This window comes from Vibrio sp. L85, from assembly GCF_963871815.1.
GTDB lineage: Bacteria > Pseudomonadota > Gammaproteobacteria > Enterobacterales > Vibrionaceae > Vibrio > Vibrio harveyi.
Genome location: NZ_CAWMYL010000243.1, coordinates 105,857 through 130,705 on the forward strand (window position 1 = coordinate 105,857; position 24,849 = coordinate 130,705).

19 protein-coding genes are annotated in these 24,849 nt (G+C 44.8%); 11 read left to right on the plus strand and 8 right to left on the minus strand.

Annotated elements, in window-relative coordinates:
- The first annotated feature begins 44 nt into the window (after positions 1-44).
- From AACR11_RS23290 to AACR11_RS23305, 4 genes are all read left to right on the plus strand, one after another.
- Positions 45-980 carry an ABC transporter permease gene (locus tag AACR11_RS23290; RefSeq protein WP_029790459.1) on the plus strand — a complete coding sequence of 312 codons (936 nt, stop codon included), beginning with the start codon at positions 45-47 and terminating at the stop codon, positions 978-980.
- The gene (locus AACR11_RS23295) at positions 977-1,771 is read left to right on the plus strand and encodes an ABC transporter ATP-binding protein (protein ID WP_005444750.1); all 795 of its coding nucleotides are present in this window, start codon (positions 977-979) and stop codon (positions 1,769-1,771) included. Before AACR11_RS23290 ends, AACR11_RS23295 begins: the two co-directional genes overlap by 4 nt.
- A 140-nt stretch (positions 1,772-1,911) precedes the next feature.
- On the plus strand, positions 1,912-3,738 hold the full coding sequence (gene malZ / locus AACR11_RS23300) for a maltodextrin glucosidase (RefSeq protein WP_029790458.1): 1,827 nt from the start codon (positions 1,912-1,914) through the stop codon (positions 3,736-3,738).
- A 113-nt stretch (positions 3,739-3,851) separates the two neighbouring features.
- Positions 3,852-5,312 carry a sensor domain-containing diguanylate cyclase gene (locus tag AACR11_RS23305; protein ID WP_017189371.1) on the plus strand — a complete coding sequence of 487 codons (1,461 nt, stop codon included), beginning with the start codon at positions 3,852-3,854 and terminating at the stop codon, positions 5,310-5,312.
- Positions 5,313-5,377: 65 nt separating this feature from the next.
- Here the strand turns inward: AACR11_RS23305 and dusC are convergent, their stop codons facing one another.
- Positions 5,378-6,337 (minus strand): tRNA dihydrouridine(16) synthase DusC, encoded by a 960-nt coding sequence (dusC, locus tag AACR11_RS23310; protein ID WP_005444756.1) that lies wholly within the window; start codon positions 6,335-6,337, stop codon positions 5,378-5,380.
- 187 nt (positions 6,338-6,524) lie between these two features.
- On the opposite strand from dusC, the gene AACR11_RS23315 reads away from it, so the two are divergent.
- Positions 6,525-7,133 (plus strand): SEC-C metal-binding domain-containing protein, encoded by a 609-nt coding sequence (locus AACR11_RS23315; protein WP_005444758.1) that lies wholly within the window; start codon positions 6,525-6,527, stop codon positions 7,131-7,133.
- An 81-nt stretch (positions 7,134-7,214) separates the two neighbouring features.
- Here the strand turns inward: AACR11_RS23315 and dsbB are convergent, their stop codons facing one another.
- Together dsbB and nhaB are read right to left on the minus strand one after the other, a co-directional pair.
- Positions 7,215-7,751, minus strand: coding sequence for a disulfide bond formation protein DsbB (dsbB, locus tag AACR11_RS23320; RefSeq protein ID WP_029790457.1), 537 nt, complete (start codon positions 7,749-7,751; stop codon positions 7,215-7,217).
- 85 nt (positions 7,752-7,836) lie between these two features.
- The gene (gene nhaB / locus AACR11_RS23325; protein ID WP_009698498.1) at positions 7,837-9,423 is read right to left on the minus strand and encodes a Na(+)/H(+) antiporter NhaB; all 1,587 of its coding nucleotides are present in this window, start codon (positions 9,421-9,423) and stop codon (positions 7,837-7,839) included.
- 639 nt (positions 9,424-10,062) lie between these two features.
- Here nhaB and fadR point away from each other — a divergent pair.
- The gene (gene fadR / locus AACR11_RS23330) at positions 10,063-10,902 is read left to right on the plus strand and encodes a fatty acid metabolism transcriptional regulator FadR (RefSeq protein ID WP_005444763.1); all 840 of its coding nucleotides are present in this window, start codon (positions 10,063-10,065) and stop codon (positions 10,900-10,902) included.
- 107 nt (positions 10,903-11,009) lie between these two features.
- Here fadR and AACR11_RS23335 read toward each other — a convergent pair whose 3' ends face one another.
- Positions 11,010-11,816 (minus strand): hypothetical protein, encoded by an 807-nt coding sequence (locus tag AACR11_RS23335; RefSeq protein ID WP_029790456.1) that lies wholly within the window; start codon positions 11,814-11,816, stop codon positions 11,010-11,012.
- A 214-nt stretch (positions 11,817-12,030) separates the two neighbouring features.
- Positions 12,031-14,091: a methionine--tRNA ligase gene (gene metG, locus AACR11_RS23340; protein WP_017817847.1), complete on the minus strand. Its 2,061-nt coding sequence runs from the start codon at positions 14,089-14,091 to the stop codon at positions 12,031-12,033.
- A gap of 157 nt (positions 14,092-14,248) precedes the next feature.
- Between metG and apbC the strand changes: the two genes are divergently transcribed.
- The 3 genes from apbC to AACR11_RS23355 all read left to right on the plus strand — a co-directional run bounded on the left by apbC (position 14,249) and on the right by AACR11_RS23355 (position 18,429).
- A complete protein-coding gene (gene apbC / locus AACR11_RS23345) occupies positions 14,249-15,325 on the plus strand; it encodes an iron-sulfur cluster carrier protein ApbC (protein ID WP_009700263.1) in 1,077 nt (358 codons plus the stop codon).
- A 181-nt stretch (positions 15,326-15,506) separates the two neighbouring features.
- Positions 15,507-16,148, plus strand: a complete 642-nt coding sequence (udk, locus tag AACR11_RS23350; protein WP_005433235.1) for a uridine kinase — start codon at positions 15,507-15,509, stop codon at positions 16,146-16,148.
- A 190-nt stretch (positions 16,149-16,338) separates the two neighbouring features.
- Positions 16,339-18,429 (plus strand): AsmA family protein, encoded by a 2,091-nt coding sequence (locus tag AACR11_RS23355; protein WP_005444772.1) that lies wholly within the window; start codon positions 16,339-16,341, stop codon positions 18,427-18,429.
- A 99-nt stretch (positions 18,430-18,528) separates the two neighbouring features.
- Here AACR11_RS23355 and cobO read toward each other — a convergent pair whose 3' ends face one another.
- A complete protein-coding gene (gene cobO / locus AACR11_RS23360) occupies positions 18,529-19,134 on the minus strand; it encodes a cob(I)yrinic acid a,c-diamide adenosyltransferase (protein ID WP_005444774.1) in 606 nt (201 codons plus the stop codon).
- 117 nt (positions 19,135-19,251) lie between these two features.
- On the opposite strand from cobO, the gene AACR11_RS23365 reads away from it, so the two are divergent.
- Positions 19,252-19,701 (plus strand): low molecular weight protein-tyrosine-phosphatase, encoded by a 450-nt coding sequence (locus AACR11_RS23365; RefSeq protein ID WP_029790455.1) that lies wholly within the window; start codon positions 19,252-19,254, stop codon positions 19,699-19,701.
- Positions 19,702-19,764: 63 nt separating this feature from the next.
- On the opposite strand, the gene AACR11_RS23370 is transcribed toward AACR11_RS23365, so the two are convergent.
- A complete protein-coding gene (locus AACR11_RS23370) occupies positions 19,765-21,324 on the minus strand; it encodes a SulP family inorganic anion transporter (RefSeq protein WP_005444782.1) in 1,560 nt (519 codons plus the stop codon).
- A 48-nt stretch (positions 21,325-21,372) separates the two neighbouring features.
- On the opposite strand from AACR11_RS23370, the gene AACR11_RS23375 reads away from it, so the two are divergent.
- Positions 21,373-21,537: a hypothetical protein gene (locus tag AACR11_RS23375; RefSeq protein ID WP_339367394.1), complete on the plus strand. Its 165-nt coding sequence runs from the start codon at positions 21,373-21,375 to the stop codon at positions 21,535-21,537.
- A gap of 114 nt (positions 21,538-21,651) precedes the next feature.
- Here the strand turns inward: AACR11_RS23375 and rne are convergent, their stop codons facing one another.
- Complete coding sequence (gene rne / locus AACR11_RS23380; RefSeq protein ID WP_029790453.1) at positions 21,652-24,738, minus strand: ribonuclease E; 3,087 nt, start codon at positions 24,736-24,738, stop codon at positions 21,652-21,654.
- Between the last annotated feature and the right edge of the window lie 111 nt (positions 24,739-24,849).

Below are 24,849 nucleotides of genomic sequence, written 5' to 3' on the forward strand. Positions count from 1 at the left end.
AGGTCGGTGTTCTGCCGACCTGATTTATGCAGAAAGGAGCAGTTATGTCTGCATTTGCTTTTTTTGGTGCGCTCGAGATAGGGCTTATCTACGGCTTGGTCGCTTTGGGCGTTTACCTTACGTTTCGTGTCCTTGACTTTCCGGACCTAAGCGTTGACGGTAGTTTCCCTATGGGGGCGGCTGTTGCAGCAACAGCCATCGTTGCGGGCATCAACCCTTGGTTAGCAACGGGACTGGCGATAATCGCTGGTGGCATGACCGGGTGGGTCACCGCTTTTCTTGCCGTTCGTTGCGGCATCCTTCATCTTCTTGCCTCAATCCTGACCATGATTGCGGCATTTTCCATCAACATCCGCATCATGGGAAAACCGAATATGGCGCTACTAGGCGAAGATACGATTCTGACGCCTTTTGAAGCCATGGGAGATGCAATGTACATCCGACCATTGGTCGTGGGCGTATTGGTTTTACTCTCTGCGTTATTTGTTGTGCGCCTTCTAAATAGTGATTTTGGTTTAGGGTTAAGAGCAACAGGCGTAAACGCTCGAATGGTCGCGGCACAAGGAGCCAGTACGGGATTCTACACGTATTTTGGTTTGGCATTATCCAACGGGTTTGTGGGTTTTGCTGGGGCTCTGTTTGCTCAAACAAATAGCTTTGCCGATGTCACGTCTGGTGTAGGGACGATTGTGGTTGGTTTAGCGGCGGTGATCCTTGGTCAGACTTTGATTCCAGGACGCAAAATCTGGGTTGCTGTTTGCGCGGTAATTATTGGTTCGGTGCTGTACCGTCTGGTGGTTGCTTTTGCGCTGAGTTCCGGCATGTTTGGTTTGCAAGCATCGGATCTAAATCTGGTGACAGCGGTGCTGGTGGCGGTCGCTCTAATTGCACCGAAACTTAAACAGAGGATGAAAGCAAAGCAGCGAGTGAGTAATGCCAAACAAGCGGCATCCAAAAACGGCTCAGGGGAGGCGCTATGATTGAACTTAATGACATTCAGGTGACGTTTAACCCTGGTACGATTTTAGAAAATCGAGCCTTAAAGAGCGTGTCCCTAGAGGTTCCTGAGCATCAATTTCTTACGGTGATTGGCTCTAACGGTGCGGGGAAATCAACTCTACTCGGAGCCGTGACGGGGGAAACGCCAATGATTGGTGGAAAGGTGATCATTGATGGGAAAGACGTGACACGGAAAACCGTTGCTCAGCGTGCTACTCAATGTGCGAGGGTGTTCCAAGACCCATTGGCTGGTACATGTGGCGAGCTTTCCATCGAAGAAAATATGGCGCTTGCTTACATGCGAGGAAAACGTCGTGGCTGGGGAATGGCTCTTTCTACTAAACGCCGTAAGCTGTTTCAGGAACGCATCAGCATTCTTGGCTTGGGGTTAGAAGATCGCTTAGGTGACAGCATTGGTCTACTCTCAGGAGGACAGCGACAGGCTGTCAGCCTTGTAATGGCAACACTTTCAGACAGTAAGCTGTTGTTGCTTGATGAGCATACCGCCGCGTTGGACCCTCGTATGGCAGCGTTTGTTATTGATTTAACTAAACGCATTGTTACTGAGTTCGACCTTACTGTGATGATGGTGACGCATTCCATGAAAGACGCGTTAGCATGTGGTGACAGAACCGTCATGCTTCACCAAGGTGAAATAGTGCTAGATGTGGCAGGGGAGCAACGTAAAAATATGCAAGTTCCCGACTTGCTTGAAATGTTCTCTAAAGTGCGCGGAGAAGAGCTGGCTGACGATAGTCTCCTACTAAACTAGCATTGACTGCTCATCGACTACGCCTACCAAACGTGATCCTCCTTAAGAAAATGACCCATACGGTATTTTTAAAAGGAGGATTTTTAGGCAGAAGCTCTTTATTAAAATAGTGGAATATTCCAACACAAAGAGCACTTGCCATGTCCCTTCCATTTATCTTCCATAGCCAAACGAAAGATGGTCTTGAATTCGACGGTGAACGGCTGACCGTCGTTCTCAAAACGGATGACACCCAATTCGATCGCATCCACGTAAGGTGCGAGCCTGATAATGAAGAATATCTCATTGAGATGCAGCCTCATGGTAAAGCTGGTGAGTTGCAGTTGTGGAAAGGTCAGTTTGCTCCAAACAAAGATCGAGACGTGACACATTACGTGTTTAAACTTGTTAAGGGGGCGAGCCAGTTCTGGTTAGACGCGAGAGGTGTGCATAAGCGCGTTCCGCCCAAAGAGTTTCACTTTAAGTTAAACGTACAATCTCAGCCGCCAAGCTGGGTTCAAGAGCAAGTCTTCTATCAGATCTTCCCAGATCGTTTTGCTGCTAGTCAGGAGCATACCGCTATAAAAAATGCTTATGCACATCACGATTCAAGTGCCATGGTGAAGGCGTGGGGAGATGCCGTTGGAACGCACCAAAATACGGGGGCTCGCGAGTTCTTTGGTGGGGATCTAAAAGGCATTGAACAAAAGCTGGATTATCTATCCGGTCTGGGTGTCACAGCACTTTACTTTAACCCAGTTTTTACAGCGCCAAGTAATCATAAATATGACACAACGGATTACTTCCAGATTGACCCTATGTTTGGCACGAATGAGCAGTTTGCGCAGTTGTGTGAGCAAATTCGTGGCAAACAAATGAAGATTGTTTTGGATGCTGTGTTTAACCACACGTCTGTTCATCATCCTTGGTTTGATATCAAGCAAGAAGGTCAGGGCGCTTATGGAAATCCCAATTCAGATTTCCGTGATTATTACTTCTTCGAAGGTCAAAACAACAACTATATTGGCTGGAAAGGGATTGGTAACCTCCCTGTTCTCAATTTCGAAAATGAACAGGTACGTGATTACATCTACCAAAGTGAAGAAGCTGTGATCAAACATTGGCTCAAACCTCCGTATTGTGTAGATGGTTGGCGCTTCGACGTTATCCATATGCTAGGCGAGGGCGATGGTGCGAAGAATAATGCCCACTATGTGGAAGCTTTCCGTCAAGCTGCTAAGTCCACCAATCCGAATGCATATGTGTTAGGTGAACACTTCTTTGAGGCAACTCAGTGGCTACAAGGTGGACAAGAAGATGGAGCGATGAACTATTATGGCTTTGCCCACCCTGTACGTGCGTTATTTGCCAAACAAGACATTATGTATGATCCGATTGATATCAATGCGTTGGATTTCAAAGAATGGGTAGATGAAGCTCGTGCCAAAGTACCGTTTGCAAATCAGCTGTCGCAGCTTAATCAATTAGACAGTCATGATACCGCCCGTTTTCTGACGCTATTAAATGGAAATGAAGAAAAAATGCAAATGGCGCTTGCATTATTGATGACTTACGTTGGAACACCTTGTCTTTATTATGGCAGTGAAGTTGGACTAGAGGGAGGGCTCGACCCAGACAATCGACGTTGTTTCCCTTGGGACCAAATAACGACTTCTAAATGGTTACCTTTGTATAAGGAATGGATAGAAATCCGTAAGAAATACAAGGCACTACAATGTGGTAGCTTACAATGGCTTCATTGTGGTGAACAAGTCATGGCATATGTGCGTCAATGGCAAGATGAAGCAATAGTTGTGGCATTTAACCTTAGCAGCAGTGACCAAGATGTTAACCTACCATTGTGGCAACTTGGCTTAAATGCTAAACACCTGCATCAATTATTAGACAAAGGTGAACTAATGCCTGTTGAACGTCATTTTTCTGTCAATATCCCAGCAATGAACTGCAAAGTATGGCAGATGGAGTGACTTCGAGCGCCTTCTTTATTAAAATTTATGAATACATAAGTGAAAAACTATAAATAGCCCTTCGATAGCCTAAGCTTTCGAAGGGCTGATATTATTATAATCAATGGTGTTCAATGGGTACTAAAAGGCGATTTAGCCTCAAGTTTGTCATCTTCTTCCCCCTACTATTATTCCTTGCCGTCATGGTGGTGACTGCAAAGAACTACTACGACGCGATGAATCGCTACATTACATTAGAGTACGCGCAAGTTGATCGTGCTATTAATCGTGCTATCAAAGTATTAACGGCGCTGGATTACAGCTTTGTTAACTACTCCAACCCAGCTCACCCTCTGTTTCAAGAGCACAATCATATGATCAAAAATGATCTGTGTTTTGTTTGGCCGATTGATGTGCTGCTTTTAGAAAACAAGCACTCCGGAGGTCTGCCTGCCGTTGAGCTTGACTACATGATTGTTGGACAAAAAGAACTGTGTGAACCAGGAACTAAACTGTTTAAGTTGGCAGAACAAAAAGCAGGCTTTGCTCCGTCTTTGTCATTTCTACATGATATCGAATCACATGTGATTGGTATTCACTATATTGATCAGCGTGGGTATGTTATTTCTTCTCCAGATACTTACGCTCAGTACTTTTCCAAAGCACTTTGGGAGACTTTAAAGGCGAGACCTTTCTGGCAGAAAACAGCGCAGGAAACCGTCAAAGTAACCATGTCTGGTCCCGCACCGATGTTAGATCGGCACGATGGGCAAGTAGTGAGCCTGACTGTACCTATCTACGAAAAGGGTAAACACCAAGGCGTTTTATCCATAGATTTTGATGTGGATAACTTACTTGAAACGAATGAAAACCTAATAGGTAAGTTACATATCATCTCTGGAATGATGGACATACCTAAGCATGTAATCCGTTTACAGCCAATAGAACATGAGCGTTTGAGCTCAAATCATCGCATATTCTATGAATACAATTGGTGGGATGAATTTAAGAATTTATTAGTCTTTGAAAAGTACAGCGTGGCTGTAGCGTTTTTCATCTACGTACTGAGTACTGTGGCCTTGTTCTTAGTGAATACCCGTACAGAGCGCCGTTATTTCCAAGAACTGGCGGCAAAAGACCCAATGACGGGGCTGCTAAACCGCCGTGGCATACAAGCGGTTTGGCGCAATAAAATGACCAAAAAACATGTTGCGCTCGCAGTGTTTGATATCGATGATTTCAAAGCAATCAATGATACACATGGTCATGATGTCGGCGACGATGCTATCCGTCTGGTTGCAAAGTGCATACGCGAGAACATCCGCCACTCGGACGTCGCATCCCGTTTTGGTGGCGAAGAGTTTGTCTTAGCGATTTATGATGAAGACTTTGACAGTATGCTTCGCATCTTAGAGCGTGTGCGAAGCGCAATTGCTAAAAACTCACGAAAAGTGGTGTCTGGTGGGTTCACAGTGTCGGGAGGGGTTGAGTTTCAGTCTTCTCCTCAACTGGAAAGCTTTGATGAGCTATTCAAACTTGCCGATGAAAAGCTTTACGAGGCGAAGAGCACGGGCAAGAACAAGATTTGCTATTAAGAATAGAGAAATAAAAAAGGGCGATATCATCGCCCTTTTTTATGTACTAATGGGTTTATTCCGCGCTAAGCGACGCGAGATTGCAACTCATCTCGGTAGCGCTGAATATGTTCAACAATAGGCGCGGCTTTGTTAAACGTGCGGATTTCTCTAAATAGCTCGTTGGCTTCTGGGTAAGCTTGACGTAGATAGGAGAACCATTGTTTTACGCGGTTAGGGTAATACAGACCTTTGTCGCCCTTCATCTCAAATTGAGAGTAGTAAATCAGCAGTTCGACAACTTCTGACCAAGCCATTGGCTTATGATCGTATTTCACCATGTTACCAAGGTTTGGGATATTAAAGGCACCACGGCAAACCATCAGAGAATCAACGCCAGTCGTTTCGATGCAGCGTTGACCATCTTCGTAATTCCAAATCTCGCCATTTGCGATTAACGGGATATCAAAACGCTCGCGGATCTTTGTGATGTATTCCCATTTGATTTCAGAAGCTTTATAACCACCTTGCTTTGTACGAGCATGAACCGTTAACTCATTCGCGCCGGCAGATTGAATCGCGTCAACGATTTCAAAGCAGTCTTCAGGGTTTTCCCAACCTAAACGGATTTTTGCGGTAACAGGAATATCCGTAGGTACCGCGTCACGGCACGCTTTTACAACGTTATGGATCAACTCCGGATGCTGCAATAAAGCCGCTCCACCTTTACTTTTATTCACCAATCGAGCAGGGCATCCGAAATTAAGATCAATGCCACGAGCACCAAGTTCTGCCGCCTTGATTGCGTTTTCTGCCATCCAATTAGGCTCTTGTCCAAGTAATTGAACGTGAACAGGTACGCCAGACGCGGTTTGTGACCCTTGAAGAAGTTCTGGACACAAACGGTGGAATACGTGATCAGGTAAAAGCTGATCGATCACTCGAACAAATTCTGTCACACACAGATCATAGTCGTTAATTTCGGTCAGGATTTGGCGCATCAAATGGTCCAAAACGCCTTCCATTGGACCTAATACAACTCGCATAGTTTACCTAATACACTTTGGTGGGGAAAAAGAGGGCGATTGTAGCGATGTGAGTGAAGTTTGTCATTAAAAGACTCATCAGCATCGAGTGACATCAACGAGCATCCTATATACCCAAGCATCTCGAGGTTACTTGGGTATAAGCTCTGGGGTATAATTCCGCCAAATTTATGAGAAACCAGATGTCATGCAATACACATTAATTGAGAAAGGTGAAGTTCAGTTCGATGAGTCTTCATTGTTTTTGGAAGGGGCAGTGCTCGCTGCTAACCTAACCACCAAACCATTAGCGCCAGAAACGTGGCTAGAGCCACTGCTTGGTGAGGGCTTTAAAGCTCTTCAGCCTGTCATCGAAGAGCAAATTCACAAACAACACAATTACATCCTGAGAAATGAGTACTCGATTCTCGCGTTGACCAACGATGATTCAGATCAGTTAGCTGACTTTGCTGAAGGTTTTATGTCTGTATGGTCCATGATCGAAGAGCAATGGCATGATGTCGTGCTCAACGATGGCTTAGAGCGTATGTTGCAAGCTTTGCTTACGACAATGATGCTAGCGATTGATGAAGAGCAAACGCAACAGCAAATGCGTGATGCGGGTATTGAAACACCGCCAGCACTAATGGATTTTATTGATCAGCTTGATTTGATGATTAACGAAGTGGCGCTTGGTGCTGATGAGCTAATGGTAGGTAAAAAATCCAAGAGCTTGAATCCGTTTAAGGATGTCGGTCGTAATGACCCTTGCCCATGTGATAGTGGTAAGAAGTTCAAGCAGTGCTGTGGTAAGTAATTGAACTAAAGATAAAAAGCCGACCATGAGGTCGGCTTTTTTGATTGGTTTAATCTGCTTTTAGTGCAATCAGTTGGAGCGTTACTGAATAGGGTTTTTACGCTTTCCGCCAAAGAACTGGGCAATCACAATCAAGGCAAGGGCGACTAAGTTACCTGCAAAGATCACCACAAGCCACTGAGGCATGGAAAGACCAAGGAACTGCCAAACGATCTTCGCACAATCGCCGTATGCTTCAAACATCCACGGAACCCATTGGTTTAATGGTGCCCAGCTAGGGAATGTGACAAACAAATCGCACGTTGCAAATGGCGATGGGTTGAACTGATAGTCCACATGTTGCATCGCTAACATCAAGCCTTTGTAAGCACTTGCTGCCCATGCGGCGAGCGCAATCCAACGTACTAATGGGTTATTGGGTGCAACAAGACCAATCATGGCAGCCACGCCAATCCCCATCATAGCGACACGTTCATAAATACACATGACACAAGGTGCCAGCATCATTACGTGTTGGAAGAAGAGGGCGCAAGCTTCAAAAAAGATGATAGCTAAAAGAAGGAGGAGCCAAGATAAGCGTCCCTTCGAAAACTGGTTTAGTGATGCAAAAATACTCACGATTACGATCCTGTTTGAAATATAAAAAAGCTCTGATTACTCAGAGCTTTTTAACTTGGATAAGTTTCCTAATCAACTCAAATTTTTAGTGTCCACCTGACACAACTGGAGCTAGATCACCACTACTAGGTACAATCCAGCCTGCATCGTAGAAGAATGCTGTCGCTGGTTCTAGGAAGAACATGATACCCATCAGACCAACAAGCGCTAATACAACCGTGTAAGGAAGCGCCATGATCACCATGCGACCGTATGATAGACGAATCAATGGTGCCAGTGCTGATGTTAGTAGGAATAGGAATGCGGCTTGACCGTTTGGTGTTGCAACTGACGGTAGGTTAGTACCTGTGTTGATTGCTACTGCTAGTAGGTCAAACTGCTCACGAGTGATCAAACCTTCCATCAATGCCGCTTTCACTTCATTGATGTAAACCGTACCAACAAACACGTTATCCGATACCATCGATAACAGACCGTTTGCTACGTAGAATAAAGCGAGCTGTGTGCCTTTATCTTCTACTGCGAGTACAGAGTCAATCACAGGTTTAAATAGTTCTTGGTCAATAATTACCGCAACAACCGAGAAGAAAACAGCAAGTAACGCGGTGAAAGGCAGTGCCTCTTCAAACGCTTTACCCATTGAGTGTTCCTCGATAACACCAGTGAACGATGTTGCTAGAATAATCACTGAAAGACCAATCAAACCAACGGCTGCCAAGTGAAGCGCTAGCGCAACAATCAGCCAAACCGCGATTAGGCTTTGAACCCATAGTTTTGCAACGTCTTGGTTAGTACGAGTCTTGCGCTCTTCACGGTCGAAATCTACAAGGATCTGACGAACGTTATCAGGCAGCTGCGCACCGTAACCAAACACTTTAAGCTTCTCAACAACGGCACAAGTAATCAGACCGCAGAAGAATACAGGCAGCGTTACTGGAGCCATGCGGATCAAGAACTCACCAAAGAACCAACCTGCTTGGTCAGCAATAATCAAGTTTTGAGGTTCACCAACCATGGTTGTTACACCACCAAGCGCGGTACCCACACCTGCGTGCATCAATAGTGAACGCAAGAAAGCACGGTAGTTCTCAAGGTCGTCACGTGTTAGCTCAGTAATCGTGTCATCTTGAGTATGGTCATGATCACCAATTGGGTTACCAGAAGCGACTTTGTGGTAAATCGAGTAGAAACCTACCGCTACGCTGATAACCACCGCGATTACAGTCAGTGCATCTAGGAATGCTGACAAAAATGCTGCGGCGAAACAGAACGCGAGGGAGAGTAGCGTTTTCGAACGAATACCAAGCAGGATCTTTGTAAAGATGAACAGCAGAAGCTGCTTCATAAAGTAGATACCGGCAACCATGAATACCAATAGTAGAAGTACTTCGATATTCGCAACTAGCTCATGCTTCACCTGGGCAGGGCTAGTCATCCCGATAGCGACCGCTTCAATTGCAAGTAAACCACCTGGCTGAAGTGGGTAACACTTAAGCGCCATTGCTAGTGTGAAAATAAATTCCGCAACTAACAACCAACCTGCAACAAATGGGTCAATTAGGAAGAAGACAATCGGGTTAATAATTAGGAAGGCTATAATGGCAACTTTGTACCAATCAGGCGCTTTACCAAGGAAATTCTTGATAAAGGCATTTCCGAGCGACATCGGCATGATAATTCTCTTTATAACAAAATTATGAATAGACACTACAATAGTGCTTAAGTATCTGTTTGTTAGACTTATTGTTTAGTCTTTTAAAACAATAACTTAGAAAAACAACAATCCATTGTTTTACTGTAGTCTTGCCAAGTTACTTCCCCTGAACTTAAGCACCGCTCACTTTCGACCGCAACTCTACACCCCGGCATTTATTAGTCAATAACAAAACGTGATGCTGCCGACTAAAACTGCTTTTTATTTGTAATAACGCGATCAAAACGGCGTTACTATACCACGAAAAGATTAAAAAAAATCACCTTGGAATTTAAAACCAAGTCAATTACTAGAAAAGATAAATTAAGAAAGAATATTAATCGTAAAACACAAATTTATTTTGCATATTTTGAGCAGAAAAGTGTGACGAGGTAGGCTTTATTTTTCCTGAGTTTGTGGTCTGTACATTTTATTCAAAATATAAATTTTGCGCGTTTGGTTCCAAGTGGTTAACGTTTTAAATTGAAAATATATGTAGAGTATTAACTCTATATTGAGATTTCGTTTCATTTATTGATCGTTAATTTTCGCAAATCGTTAAGTAGTGGTATGATGAGTCGTATCGACCCTTAGAAATCAAGATTGGATAAAAACAGAATGGTCATTAAGGCTAAAAGCCCTGCGGGTTTCGCAGAAAAATACATTATCGAGAGCATTTGGAACGGCCGTTTTCCTCCTGGCTCAATTTTACCCGCTGAACGTGAGCTATCTGAACTAATTGGTGTTACCCGTACGACTCTACGTGAAGTACTTCAACGTCTTGCTCGTGATGGCTGGTTGACTATTCAGCACGGTAAGCCAACCAAAGTGAACCAATTTATGGAGACATCTGGTCTGCATATCTTGGACACGCTGATGACTCTAGATGTTGATAACGCGACAAACATCGTCGAAGACCTGCTTGCTGCACGTACTAACATCAGCCCTATCTTCATGCGTTATGCATTCAAAGCAAACAAAGAAGCGTCTGAGCGTACTATTCAAAACGTTATCGAGTCATGTGAAGCTCTAGTAAAAGCACCTTCATGGGACGATTTTATCGCGGCATCTCCTTATGCCGATAAGATTCTGCAAAGCGTGAAAGAAGACACGGAGAAGGATGAGGCGAAACGTCAGGAAATCCTGATTGCTAAGACGTTCAACTTCTATGATTACATGTTGTTCCAACGCTTAGCGTTCCATTCTGGCAACCAAATTTACGGTTTGATCTTTAACGGTTTGAGAAAACTGTACGATCGTGTGGGTAGCTACTACTTCTCAAATCCAGCATCACGAGATCTAGCGCTGCGCTTCTACCGCCAACTTCTAGAAACGTGTGAAACCGGCCAACGTGATCAGCTTCCTGTTGTGATTCGTCACTATGGTATGGAAAGTGCTCAGATCTGGAATGAGATGAAGCAAGAACTGCCGACCAACTTCACGGAAGACGACAGTTAATCAGCGCTCTTAGCAAAAGATTCAAATACAAAACCGCAGGCATGTACCTGCGGTTTTTTTATTATTATTAGTAGCTCACCGAGAGCAGTCAAACCATCATCGAATCGTTAAGCTAAGGACAGTCTGGGCAATGGTAGGTAAAGGGTCTCTATGATGTCTGAGAGCATCTGGTCATAGGTATTGAACACAGTAAGGGACAAATCAGAAGTAATGTCGTACAACTCCTCTTCGCTCAGTGACAGTATTTCACCTTCTATATATTCATTTAGAGATTGAATCGACCTAGCGGACATCGGAGAGGCAACGCTCAAGGGGCTAATTACTGCCAATTGATTGAGCCTTCTAATCATTACCGATGCGTAATTTCTCATCCTTTCAGGCCCTCCTCTGTCTTGCATGTCTTGAATGCTGATACGGAGCTGTGTAAGCGTTTCTAAGCTATCAATCACGGTTTGCCAATTCATATGGTACTCGTCATGTAACTCGTCTCTCTGGGCAATAGCGAGCCATGCGATGGTAACCTCATCCATTAAGAACAAACTATGGCGGATCAGTTTGCCATGCTCCATCTGATTCCGTGCTACCGTGTTGTCCTGCCATTGTTCCATCAACTTATCGATTTTGATTTGCAGCACGCGATACATGGGTTTGTTCTCAAAGCGAGAAGTTTCCACGAGCTGATGCAGTTTATAACCTAACTCCTGATGAATTTGCTCTATCTCTTTTTCATGATGTTGTTGGTATTGGATAGAGTAGTGGGTCACCGCTCGGTGACGGCGTAGTTGGTGAACCACATCGCGTAATAAGGTGAGTAATTGATATTTGCGAGCATGTTGTTTTTCTCGCTTCGCTGCCAAATGATAGATCCCTGCCAGAATGGCAATCGAGATCAAAGTAGAAATCAAAACAAACATAACCAACTCCTTGTTAGTGCTGTTGACCTAGCAACTAAGTAAGAGCATCTTTGATGCCAATAGTTAAGTTGTTTTAAAACAGTAGCTTAGATTTTTTATGAATAAATAACTGTACGATTTTGGTGCGTAATTTCACCAAAAGTGTGAATTTTGTCAAAAAAAAATCCCCGCCAAATTGGGCGGGGATTTTTACGTTTGATCGTAAAGTGACGAATTACATTACACGCATGCCTGGTTGAGCACCTTCATGTGGCTCAAGGATCCATAGGTCGCTGCCACCAGGGCCCGCTGCTAGGATCATGCCTTCTGACATACCAAACTTCATCTTACGAGGTTTTAGGTTCGCTACCATTACAGTTAGCTTGCCTTCTAGCTCTTCAGGTTTGTAAGCTGACTTGATGCCAGAGAATACCTGACGAGTTTCACCGCCGATGTCTAGTTGGAACTTAAGCAGTTTGTTTGCTTTTGGCACTTCTTCACACGAGATGATGCGAGCAATACGCATATCAACCGCTGCAAAAGCATCGAACTCAATCTCTTCAGCGATTGGATCTTTATCTAGCTCAGTTTGGCTAGCTTTGTTCTTTTCTGCTTCCGCTTTTTCTTTTGCTGCCATTTCTGCCGCAGCGTCTTCCTTCGATGCTTCGATCATCGCTTCGATGTTCTTAGGATCGATACGGTTAAACAACGCTTTGAACTTAGTGATCTCGTGACCAGTCAGTGGTGCAGCGATGCCTTCCCAAGTTAGCTCTTCGTTTAGGAATGCTTCAGTACGCGCTGCTAGTGCCGGCATCACTGGTTTTAGGTAAGTCATCAGCACGCGGAACAGGTTAATGCCTACAGAACAGATTTCTTGCAGTTCCTGATCTTTGCCTTCTTCTTTTGCAACAACCCAAGGTGCTTTTTCGTCAACGTATTGGTTTGCTTTGTCTGCTAGTGCTGTGATTTCACGGATCGCACGACCAAACTCACGAGTTTCGTAAAGCTCTGCAATGCGGTCTGCTGCTGCAACGAATTCGTTGTATAGCTCAGGTTCTGCAAAGTTTTCAGCCAACTTGCCTTCAAAACGTTTAGAGATGAAGCCAGCGTTACGAGAAGCTAGGTTAACGATTTTGTTTACTACGTCAGCGTTAACACGTTGAGTGAAGTCTTCAAGGTTAAGGTCTAGGTCGTCGATACGGCTGTTTAGTTTTGCAGCGTAGTAGTAACGCAGACACTCTGGGTCTAGGTGGTTTAGGTAAGTGCTTGCTTTAACAAACGTACCTTTAGACTTAGACATCTTCGCACCGTTTACTGTTACGTAGCCGTGTACGAATACATTGTTTGGTTTACGGAAACCGCTGCCTTCTAGCATTGCTGGCCAGAATAGTGAGTGGAAGTAAACAATGTCTTTACCGATGAAGTGGTAAAGCTCAGTTGAGCTGTCTTTCTTCCAGTATTCGTCGAAGTCTAGACCTTCAGTCTTGTCACATAGGTTCTTGAAAGAAGCCATGTAGCCAACTGGTGCATCTAGCCATACGTAGAAGAATTTGTTCTTCTCGCCTGGGATTTCGAAGCCAAAGTAAGGCGCATCACGTGAGATGTCCCACTGTTGCAAACCAGACTCGAACCACTCTTGCATCTTGTTAGCAGTTTCAGATTGTAAAGAACCTGAACGAGTCCACTCTTTTAGCATGCTTTCGAACTGAGGTAGGTCGAAGAAGAAGTGCTCAGAGTCTTTCATGACTGGCGTTGCGCCAGATACTGCTGATTTCGGGTTAATCAGTTCAGTTGGGCTGTACGTCTCACCACAGTTATCACAGTTGTCACCGTATTGGTCTTCTGACTTACACTTAGGACAAGTACCTTTTACGAAACGATCCGGTAGGAACATTTCTTTCTCAGGGTCGAACAACTGAGAGATAGTGCGGCTAGAGATAAAGCCGTTTTTCTTCAGCTCAAGGTAGATGTGAGACGCTAGCTCGCGGTTCTCGTCTGAGTGTGTGCTGTGGTAGTTATCAAAGCTAATATCAAAGCCAGCGAAGTCTTTCTGATGCTCTTCGCTTACTGCAGCGATCATCTCTTCTGGTGTAATTCCCATCTGTTGTGCTTTTAGCATGATTGGCGTGCCGTGAGCATCGTCAGCACAGATGAAGTTTACAGTGTTGCCACGTAGGCGTTGGTAGCGAACCCAGATATCAGCTTGAATGTGCTCAAGCATGTGACCTAGGTGAATCGAACCATTAGCGTACGGAAGGGCACAAGTTACCAGCAGTTTTCTTGGATCGTTTGCCATACTTAATAATCGCTTTTTGATAGGTATAAAAAATAGAGAGTAATACTACCCCATGAGCTTCCCAACGCCAAGGCATCAAACCATGGATTGCCTTAGTTTTTTTGGGGTTCTGAATCTCGCCGCTGGGTGCTACGATTAGATGCATAAAGGAGGTCTCATGCATCAGTTCACTTCAAAACAAGATTTTTGTCATTGGCTCAACCAGTTCCAACATCCACAGTTGGTGGAAAACTGGGCGGACATTCACGGTATTGTCGTGATTCCCGCACAAGGTGGCATTCAAATCACTTTACCGTTCGCGAGTAACGAACTTCAAGTTTCGTTATCCGATTGGATACAAGAGCAACAAGCATCAGGTGATGTTCCTGCATTTGATTTCCAGGTTGAGCTCAACGTTAAAGCACTTGAGACTCAAGTCACCAATGCGGTAAAGGGCGTTAAAAACATTATTGCGGTAAGTTCCGCGAAAGGTGGGGTTGGGAAATCAACCACAGCAGTAAACCTTGCCCTCGCAATTGCGCAATCCGGAGCAAAAGTAGGTTTGTTAGATGCCGATATCTATGGTCCATCGGTTCCTATGATGCTTGGTCAAGAAGACGCTAAGCCTGAAGTTCGTGATGCTAAGTGGATGGAGCCTATTTTTGCCCACGGAATCTATACTCATTCTATTGGCTACTTAGTCGATAAATCGGAAGCAGCCATTTGGCGTGGTCCCATGGCCTCTAAGGCCTTATCACAGCTACTGACAGAAACGGATTGGCCAGAGCTTGATTACTTGGTGATTGATATGCCACCGGGTACGGGGGATATCCAACTAACGCTGTCTCAGCAAATTCCAGTAACAGGTACGGTGCTTGTTACAACACCGCAAGATCTCGCATTGGCGGATGCACGTAAAGGTGCGGCGATGTTCCATAAAGTCAACGTGCCTGTTGTCGGCATCGTTGAGAACATGAGTTACCACATTTGTAGTCAGTGTGGGGCTGTTGAGCATATTTTCGGTACTGGTGGTGCAGAAAAAATGTCACAAGAATTTGGCTTGGCGCTGCTTGGGCAAATTCCGCTTCATATCTCTATGCGAGAAGACATTGATGCTGGTATTCCGACCGTGGCGAGACGTCCGAATAGTGAACACGCTGGTTACTATAAACAACTTGCTGATCGTGTTTGTTGTACAATGTATTGGCAAGGCAAAGCCAAACCTGATGCAATCAGTTTTACTATGGTGAACTGAGTTTAATATTAGCACTGGTTGAATATCGTTCATTTAAACGTTTGCTCGGAGGTTAATCCTCTGAGCTGACAGAAACTTATAACGAAACCCTAATTCCAACTAGTAACGAACGGGTGAACTCCCTATAATCAGGCAGTTTATCTTTTTATGTGACTAGAAAATCATCATCGGGTGCAAATTAATGTCTGATAATAATCAATGCGTCATCGTAGGTATTGCTGGCGCTTCTGCTTCTGGAAAAAGTCTGATCGCGAGCACTATTTACAATGAGCTTCGCGAGAAAGTGGGCGATCATCAAATCGGTGTCATCACGGAAGATTGCTACTACAACGACCAAAGCCAACTAAGCATGGAAGAGCGTGTAAAGACTAACTACGACCACCCGAGCGCGTTAGACCACGACCTGCTGTGTGAACACTTAGAAAAATTGGTTCGTGGCGAAGCAGTAGAAGTACCTGAGTACAGCTACACTGAGCACACTCGTACAAGCAATACCACTCCAATGACCCCTAAAAAGGTCATCATTCTTGAAGGTATCTTGCTTCTGACTGATCCGCGTCTTCGCGACTTAATGCACGCGACAGTATTTATGGATACGCCATTAGATATCTGTCTATTGCGTCGTGTTAAACGTGACGTTGAAGAGCGTGGTCGTACAATGGAATCTGTTCTTAAGCAATACCAGCAGACAGTACGTCCGATGTTCATGCAATTTATTGAACCTTCTAAGCAATACGCGGACATCATCGTACCTCGCGGTGGTAAAAACCGTATCGCAATCGATGTTCTTAAAGCGCACATTGCAAAACTTCTGAAAGCTTAAGCGTTTAGACGGCTATATCGCTTTATTTTTGTATGAAGAAGTGGCACCTTAGGTGCCACTTCTTTTTTTTGTTTTTAAATTAGTCAGTTGCACTACAAAATCGGACATTTTTCACGCTTTCGTGGAACGGTCAGCGATAAAACAAGTCTGTGCTTATAATTGTAAAAACACTCGAGCAAGGAAAAAGCGAATGAAGAAACTGCTCTTAATCATTGCCATTCCAATTGTGGCGATCTTAGCTGTCATTTTAGGGTTGGTTATTTTTGTCAATCCAAACCAATTTAAACCACTTATCGTGGAGCAAGCGCAAAAGCAAACTGGATTGGAACTCGTAATCGAAGGGGATATCAGCTGGCAGTTTTTCCCGTCGATTGGTTTCGAATTGGGTCGTACTGAACTGAGAAACCCACAAGGTTTTAGTCAACCAAACCTATTTAAAGTCGAGACAGTAGGTGTTGATGTCTCGGTTACCCCGCTATTAAGCAAACAGCTGGAAATTGGTAATGTCACCCTTGATGGTGCGGAGTTCTATCTTGAAACACTGAAAGATGGCACGAAGAACATTGATGCGTTAACCAAAGCACAAACTCAACAAGCAGAACAAACGACCGAAGCTTCGCCAGAAAAAGCGGCAGACTCACAAAGTGCTGCTTCTGATTGGACGATCAATCTCGCTGGAGTCAGCATTTCAAATGGCTATGTTGAAATCCAAGACAAGCAAACAGGTAGCTACACTAAGCTTTCTGACATTTCTTTAAACCTTTCTCAGTTTGCTTTTGATAACTGGACAACGGCTGATTTCGGCATGAAAGGTGAGATGAATGACCAAACGTTCACAGCACAAGGCAAAGCGGACTTTAAAGTAGCAAAAGGTCTGGCGAGCTACGCACTGAAAAACATCAACTTTGATGCGACTTACGCTGATCCTGCAAACAAAATTGACTCAGCAACTATTGGCCTAGATACGTTTGAGTTCGATAAAGTGAATAACTTGAGCTATGCATTGAAAGGTGACGCTGGTGGTATGAAGCTCGATATGCAAGGTGGTGGTGAGCTAAGTATCGATAAGGCGATCAGTAAGGTACAACTGAATAAGCTGACGTTGAATGCGACTTTTGAGGGAGATGCGCTACCGCAATCACCAATGAAAGTTGATATGGTCTCTGATCTTTCATTCGACCTCACTAAGAATCATCTGAGCTTTGTGCTCGAGAAACTTACGGCGAACGCAATTGCGCTCGATGGTAAAACAGATGTGACTCTGGGTGATATTCCTAAAGTACGTTTTGCAGTGCATAGTCCTAATATCGATTTGGACGAATTCCTTGGCTTGAATAAGCAAGCTCCTGCGGGTGATAAACCAGCATCAGGTGGCAACAGTAGTGCATCTACTGGTCCTGAAGTTGAGCCGGACTTGTCTGCACTAAAAACGCTTGATGTGAAAGGCAATATTACGATTGACAAATTTAAGGCGGCTAATGCGAAGATGGAAGCAGTGAAAGCAAGCTTCTCTGTTAATCGTGGTGTCTTTGATCTTACTTCATTCAGCTCTAAGTTGTACCAAGGCACGATCACTGCGACAGCCAAACTGGATGCGCGTAAATCACCTGCCACATACTCTGCGAAGAAATCAATCAAAGGTGTACAAGTCCAACCGTTACTTGTCGATGTAGCAAATAACGACATGCTGGAAGGTACTGGTAACATTGATGTCAATGTGAGTGGTAAGAGCCTAACGCCAACTGGCATCAAAAAGAACCTTGTTGGTACAGTGGTGATCAATTTTGCAGATGGTGCTGTGAATGGCATTAACGTTGCTCAGCTAATCCGCGAAAACTACGCGCGATTTAAAGGTCAAAGCATTGAAGGCACAGATGAAGTTAAGAAAACCGACTTCAGTGCGATGACCGCGACGTTGAAGTTAAATAAAGGCACGGTCTCAACGGATAACATGAAAGCGCAGTCTCCACTTCTTCGTGTTCGTGGTAAGGGGCAGGCAAACTACTTGAATGAAACTGTTGATTTCACCATTAGTACTTCGATAGTGGGTTCATTGGAAGGTCAGGGTGGTAAGACCATTGATGAATTGAAAGACATCACTATCCCTATCAACGTTTCTGGCAAATGGGCAGATCCTAAGTTCAAGCTAGTCTTTGATGACGTGTTGAAACAAAAAGCTCAGAAAGAAATTGATCGTGGAGTAGAGAAGCTCACGGACAAGATCAAAGATGAGAAAACAAAAGAGGCGGTAGATGGTTTGTTGAAGAACTTGTTCAACTAAAGGACCAAGCTTCTTTATGAGGATATAGGTAAAGTAAAAGGGTTGGCATTGAGCCAACCCTTTTTAGTTTTTAGTCTTTTCGGAAGCAACGGCGGACGCTTACCAATCTATGCCTTTCAGAGCTTTAACTCCGGATTCAAAGGCGTGCTTAACGTTTTTCACTTCTGATACTGTATCTGCCATTTCAATCAAAGTACGGTGCGCTCCACGTCCTGTAATGACGACCGATTGCATTTTAGGGCGATTATTTAGTGCTTCGACGACTTCGTCTAAGTCTATGTACCCGTAACTCACCATATACGTTAGTTCGTCGAACAGAACCACATCAATTGATTCATCGGCAAGCATACGCTTACATTCTTGCCAAACAAGTTGGGCGGCTTCAGTATCGGCTGTTTTGTTTTGGGTTTCCCAAGTAAAGCCTGTTGCCATAACTTGGAACTCAACACCTAGCTTTTCAAGTAGGTTACGCTCGCCGTTATCCCATGTACCCTTGATAAACTGCGCTACGCTGCACTTCAAACCATGACCAACTGCACGCGCAATTGTACCAAAACCGGAAGTCGATTTGCCTTTCCCATTACCAGTGATGATCAGTAATAAACCTTTCTCCTCTTGGGCGGCTGCGATTTTCGCGTCTACCTGCTCTTTTACTTTTTGTTGGCGCGCCTTGTGGCGTGCTTCTTTGTTTTCGTCGATAGACATAATGTTTCCTCAATTCCTTTTTTGAACTGACCCAAGCCGATTTGGGTTCATTGAATTATCTCGTTATGATAGACCAACAGTTGATGAAGAAAAACCATCGATAATTCAGGGAATAAAATGAAGAAGCTACTCATTGTTTGTATGGGAAATATTTGTCGTTCGCCAACTGGTGAAGCGGTATTAAGATCTAAAGCCAAAGAACTGGGCATATCAGTGGAAGTGGACTCTGCAGGGACCATTAGTTACCACGCCGGAAATCCGCCTGATGCTCGCGCCATGCAAGCGGGAAAGCAACGCGGTTATTCGTTTAAAGGAATGCGTTCCCGCAAGGTAACAGTTGGAGACTTCGATGAATTTGATATGGTGTTAGCTGCAGACAAAGCCAATCTCGCCGATCTATTGGATATTTGCCCGGTAGAACACCGTCCTAAAGTGTCGTTGTTTTTAAGTCATGGTGACTCTGATTATGACGAGATCCCAGACCCATATTACGGTGGCGATGCTGGTTTTGAACTGGTACTGGATTTGATTGAAGAGGCGTCAGAAGCGATTTTGAAAAAAATCTGAGTATTTATTAACTCAAAATAGATAGCAAAAGGGATGAGTCATGCTCATCCCTTTTTGTTTTTATTAACCTGCAAGTACGTCGGTCGCAACCTTATAGCTTGGGTCTTCTTTTACGTTGATTTCTACCAAGCTACCTGCTTTATCTAGTAGCTTACGGCAATCTGGGCTCAAGTGACGTAGGTGAAGTGTTTTACCAAGTGCGGCGTAACGCTCAGCCAACGTTTCAATCGCTTCGATAGCAGAGTGGTCTGTTACGCGAGAGTCCGCGAAATCAACGATGATGTCTTTTGGATCGCCATGTGCGTTAAACAATTCTAGGAAATTTGCCGCAGAACCAAAGAAGATAGGACCGTGGATCTTGTACTCTTTTGAGCCTTCTTCATTTAGACGCGTATCTGCGTAGATGTGCTTAGCATGTTGCCATGCAAACATTAGCGCAGATGCAATCACACCCACGGCTACTGCAACAGCGAGGTCAGTCAGCACCGTCACTACTGTTACAAGAACGATAACGAAGAAATCTTGCTTAGGTACGCGACGTGCAAGTTTGAAGGTTGCCCATTCGAATGTACCGATAACCACCATGAACATGACACCAACGAGTGCAGCAAGTGGAATCATCTCAATGAGTGAAGAAGCAAACAGGATGAACATTAGCAGAGCGATAGCCGCAACGATGCCTGATAGACGACCACGACCACCTGAGTTTACGTTGATCATTGACTGACCAATCATCGCACAACCACCCATTGCACCAAACACAGAACACGTCATGTTTGCCATACCTTGACCGATACATTCACGGTTAGATTGACCGCGAGTGTTAGTCATTTCATCCAGCACTGTTAGTGTCAACAGAGACTCGATCAGACCGATAGCGGCAAGGATGATTGCGTAAGGCAAAATGATTTGCAGAGTTTCTAGAGTGAAAGGTACCGCTGGAATAGAGAAGGTCGGAAGAGAACCCGCCAAAGTCGCTGCTTCATCGCCAGACATAGTACGTAGGAAGTCAACTACGGTACGTGTTTCTAGATCCAAGCCAACAACAAGTGCAGTAACGGTCACGATCGCAACCAGAGAAGAAGGCACTGCCGTTGTGATCTTTGGTAGGAAGTGAATGATAGCCATTGTTAGCGCAACCAGACCTAGCATTAGCAGCATTTGGTCTTGTGGTAGCCACGTTAGCATACCGTTAAGGTCTGGTGCTTTGAACTGACCTAGTTGTGCAAGGAAGATAACGATAGCCAGACCGTTTACGAAACCAATCATCACCGGATGAGGAACGATTCGGATAAATTTACCTAGCTTAAATAGACCGGCTGCAATTTGAAGAATACCCGCCAACATAATTGCGGCAAATAGATATTGAACACCGTGAGTTGCAACAAGCGACACCATAACAACTGCCATTGCGCCAGTCGCACCGGAAATCATACCTGGTCGACCACCGAAAATAGAGGTGATAAGACCGACAATAAAGGCTGCGTAAAGACCAACCATAGGGTCTACACCAGCAACAAATGCAAATGCTACGGCTTCAGGAACCAATGCGAGCGCAACAGTTAGACCTGATAGCACGTCGTTTTTTACGGAGTGCTTAGAAAATTGAGGAAATTCGAACATGTTTTGTATTGAGTTCTCTTGGCGATGAATTTCTCCCGACACATATTCGTGTTTGCACAAGTACTGCTGGTGAAAGTGAAGTCACTTCTATCAGCACAAACCGTATTAAAAAAAGAGCCGCATCAGAATGGTGTCGAAAACTTGAGTCGGCGAATGCTACCGAAAAGTGTGATTAAGTTCAACAATGAAGGGGATATTGACGCACAAATGTGATCAGTCATTGATATTAATATAGCTAATTAGAGTTAACACTTACTTCAACAAAAAAGGCTGCCGATTGGCAGCCTTTTGTTTCGTATTTCGCTTAATGCGATGACAAAGTAAAACTTAGTTAAAGTTCGGTTTTGTCATTACTGCTGATGCACGGTTTGTTGCTACTTGGCTACCTGCGCCTTTCGGTGCGTAGCGCTCAGCTTTAAACGGTGCCGCTGTAACCGTAATTTCGCGAAGCTCTTGAGGACCTGGCGCTTTAGTCATTGGAGCACTAGCGCGTGGCTTAGCAGCTACTTTGATAACTTCTGCTTTAGGTTTTTGCGTTTCTACTGGCGTTTCTGCTGTAACTTCTGTTACCGCTTCTTCTGCCACTTCAACAGCTGGTTCCTGAGCTGGAGCTGTTTCAACTGCAGATTCAGTCACTTCGACAACAAGTGCTTCAACGATTGGCTCTACTTGCGTTGTTTCAACTACTGTAGCTTCAGCTTGCTCAGCAACGGCAACCTCTACCACTGGCGCTTCCGCAACAGGCGCTTCTACTTTCGCTTCTACTGATTCTTGAACTTTCGTTTCAACTGCTGGTGCTTCAACAACTGCAGGTTGTTCACGACGGATGATAACTTTACCCATCGCCATTTCAGGGCAAGCAAAACCACCTTGAATTGCAGGAACTGCTGCTGCCGTTACCACTACTTCTTCCTTCACTCGCTCTTCCTTCTTAGGCGCTGGTTTTGGAATGTAACGTGGCATCACTTTACCCATTGCCATCTCAGGAGATGCTACACCACCTTTACGTAGGCGGAATGGGTTAGGACGACGATCGCGACCACGACGACGACGTTGACCGCTTGCACGTAGGTGACGTGGTGAACGGCGGTTACGACGCTGTTTAGACTCTGCTTTGTTGTCTTGTTGCGCTTCTGCTGCTGCCTCAACTGGCTTCTCAACCGTTGCTTCAACTGCTTCAACAGGTTGTGCTGGTACTTCCAGCTCCGCTTGCTCAGCCGCTTGCTGGTCTTTAACACGTACAGATTTGTTTAGCTTGCGACGTTGACGGCGCTCTTTCACTTTCTCTGCTTTTGCGTTTGACTTCGCTTTATTTTCTTCCGGCTTCGCTTCTGAACCAGTACGAGCTTCAGCAGCTAGCTGCAGACCTTTTTCCGCGACTTTCGCGTTAACTTTAGGCTCTTGTGCTTTTTCAGCTTGTTGAGCTCTAGGTTTACGTTTCTGGTTGCGGTTTTGCTGCTTGTTAGGCTGCTGTTGTGTTTCGTTCTGTTCAGTCGCTTGTTCTTCACGCGGTTTACGACGACGTTTGTTATCGCGGTTGTCACGACCTTCGCGGTTATCACGCTGGTTGTTGTTGCGACGACGATCGTTGCGGTCACGCTTGTTGCGCTTGTTATCGCGGTTTGGTTTTTTCTCTTCTTTCTTAGGTTCTTCTTTAACTTCTTCAGAACCACTGAATAGGAAACTACCAATTGCTTTAAACAGACGGCTGAATAGACCTGGTTTTTCTTCTTGCGGAGCTGCTTCTTTCTTCTTCGCTGCTGGAGCAGGTTTAGAAGTTGCTGCTGGCGTAGGAGCAGTTTGCGCTGGCGAAGCAAAACCTTTTAATACAGGCTCTTCGATACGCTTAGGCTTGACATCAACCTCTGCTGGCTCTTTGCCTTCTGCTTCTTTCATTGCTTCCAGTTTCTTAGGAAGTAGGTAAGAAAGCAGGTCAAACTCTTCGCCTTCTCGAACACGGATAACTTCGAAGTGAGGCGTTTCCATGTCTGAGTTTGGCACAACCGTAATCTTCACTTCTTGAATACGTTCGATGTGGTTGACCGAGCGACGTTTTTCGTTCAGAAGGTAAGATGCGATCGGCACAGGCACTACTGCTAGTACTTGGGCTGTATTGTCTTTTAGAGCTTCTTCTTCGATCAGGCGAAGTACAGAAAGTGCTAGAGATTCGTTATCACGAACAACACCTGTACCGCTACAACGAGGACAAATATGGTGGCTTGCTTCTGCTAGAGAAGGGCTCAAACGCTGACGAGACATCTCCAACAGACCAAAGCGGGAAATGCGACCGATTTGTACACGAGCACGATCTAGACGAACGGCTTCACGCAGACGGTTTTCAACTTCACGCTGGTGGCGCACCGGTGTCATATCGATAAAGTCGATAACCACCAAACCACCAAGGTCACGTAGACGCAATTGACGAGCGATTTCGTCTGCTGCTTCTAGGTTAGTGTTAAGTGCTGTTTCTTCGATATCGCCGCCTTTGGTTGCGCGAGCCGAGTTGATATCGATAGATGTTAGAGCTTCCGTTGGGTCGATTACGATAGAACCACCTGATGGTAAGCGCACTTCACGTTGGAAAGCCGATTCAATTTGGCTTTCGATTTGGTAGTGGCTGAATAGTGGTACTTCGCCTTCGTATTTCTTAACGCGGCTGATGAAATCAGGACGTACCAGTTTGATGTGCTCTTTAGCACGCTCATAAATGGTGTTGCTGTCGATTAGGATTTCACCGATATCACGACGTAGGTAGTCACGGATTGCACGAACGATTACGTTACTTTCTTGGTGGATTAGGAAAGGAGCAGGGTTAGAATCTGCTGCGCCTTTAATTGCACCCCAGTGGTTAAGTAGTACGTTCAAGTCCCACTCAAGCTCTTCTGCACTCTTACCAACGCCAGCAGTACGAACAATCAGACCCATGCCTTGAGGCAGTTCTAAAGTGCTTAATGCGGCTTTTAGTTGAGTGCGCTCGTCACCTTCGATACGACGAGAAATACCGCCGGCACGAGGGTTATTAGGCATAAGAACAAGATAGCTACCCGCAAGAGAAATGAAAGTAGTTAGAGCTGCGCCTTTACTACCACGTTCTTCTTTTTCCACTTGAACGATAACTTCTTGACCTTCAGTCAGCACTTCTTTAATGCTTGGGCGACCTTGGTAAGTGTAACCTTCTGGGAAATATTCGCGGGCAATTTCTTTGAGAGGGAGGAAACCGTGACGCTCAGCACCGTAATCAACAAATGCGGCTTCTAAGCTTGGTTCGATACGTGTGATACGTCCTTTGTAGATATTCGCTTTTTTAGATTCATGACCCGGACTCTCGATATCAAGATCGAAAAGTCGCTGGCCATCAACCAGAGCGACACGCAACTCTTCTTTTTGAGTTGCGTTAATTAACATTCTTTTCATTGAAAATTTCTCGTTGTCTTTTCTTTTATCTTTCTTTTCAACTTGTCACTGGCTTTTCGCTCTTTCACGGTGCCTGATCCCATGGCTTATATTTTGCAGCCTCCCGGCTGG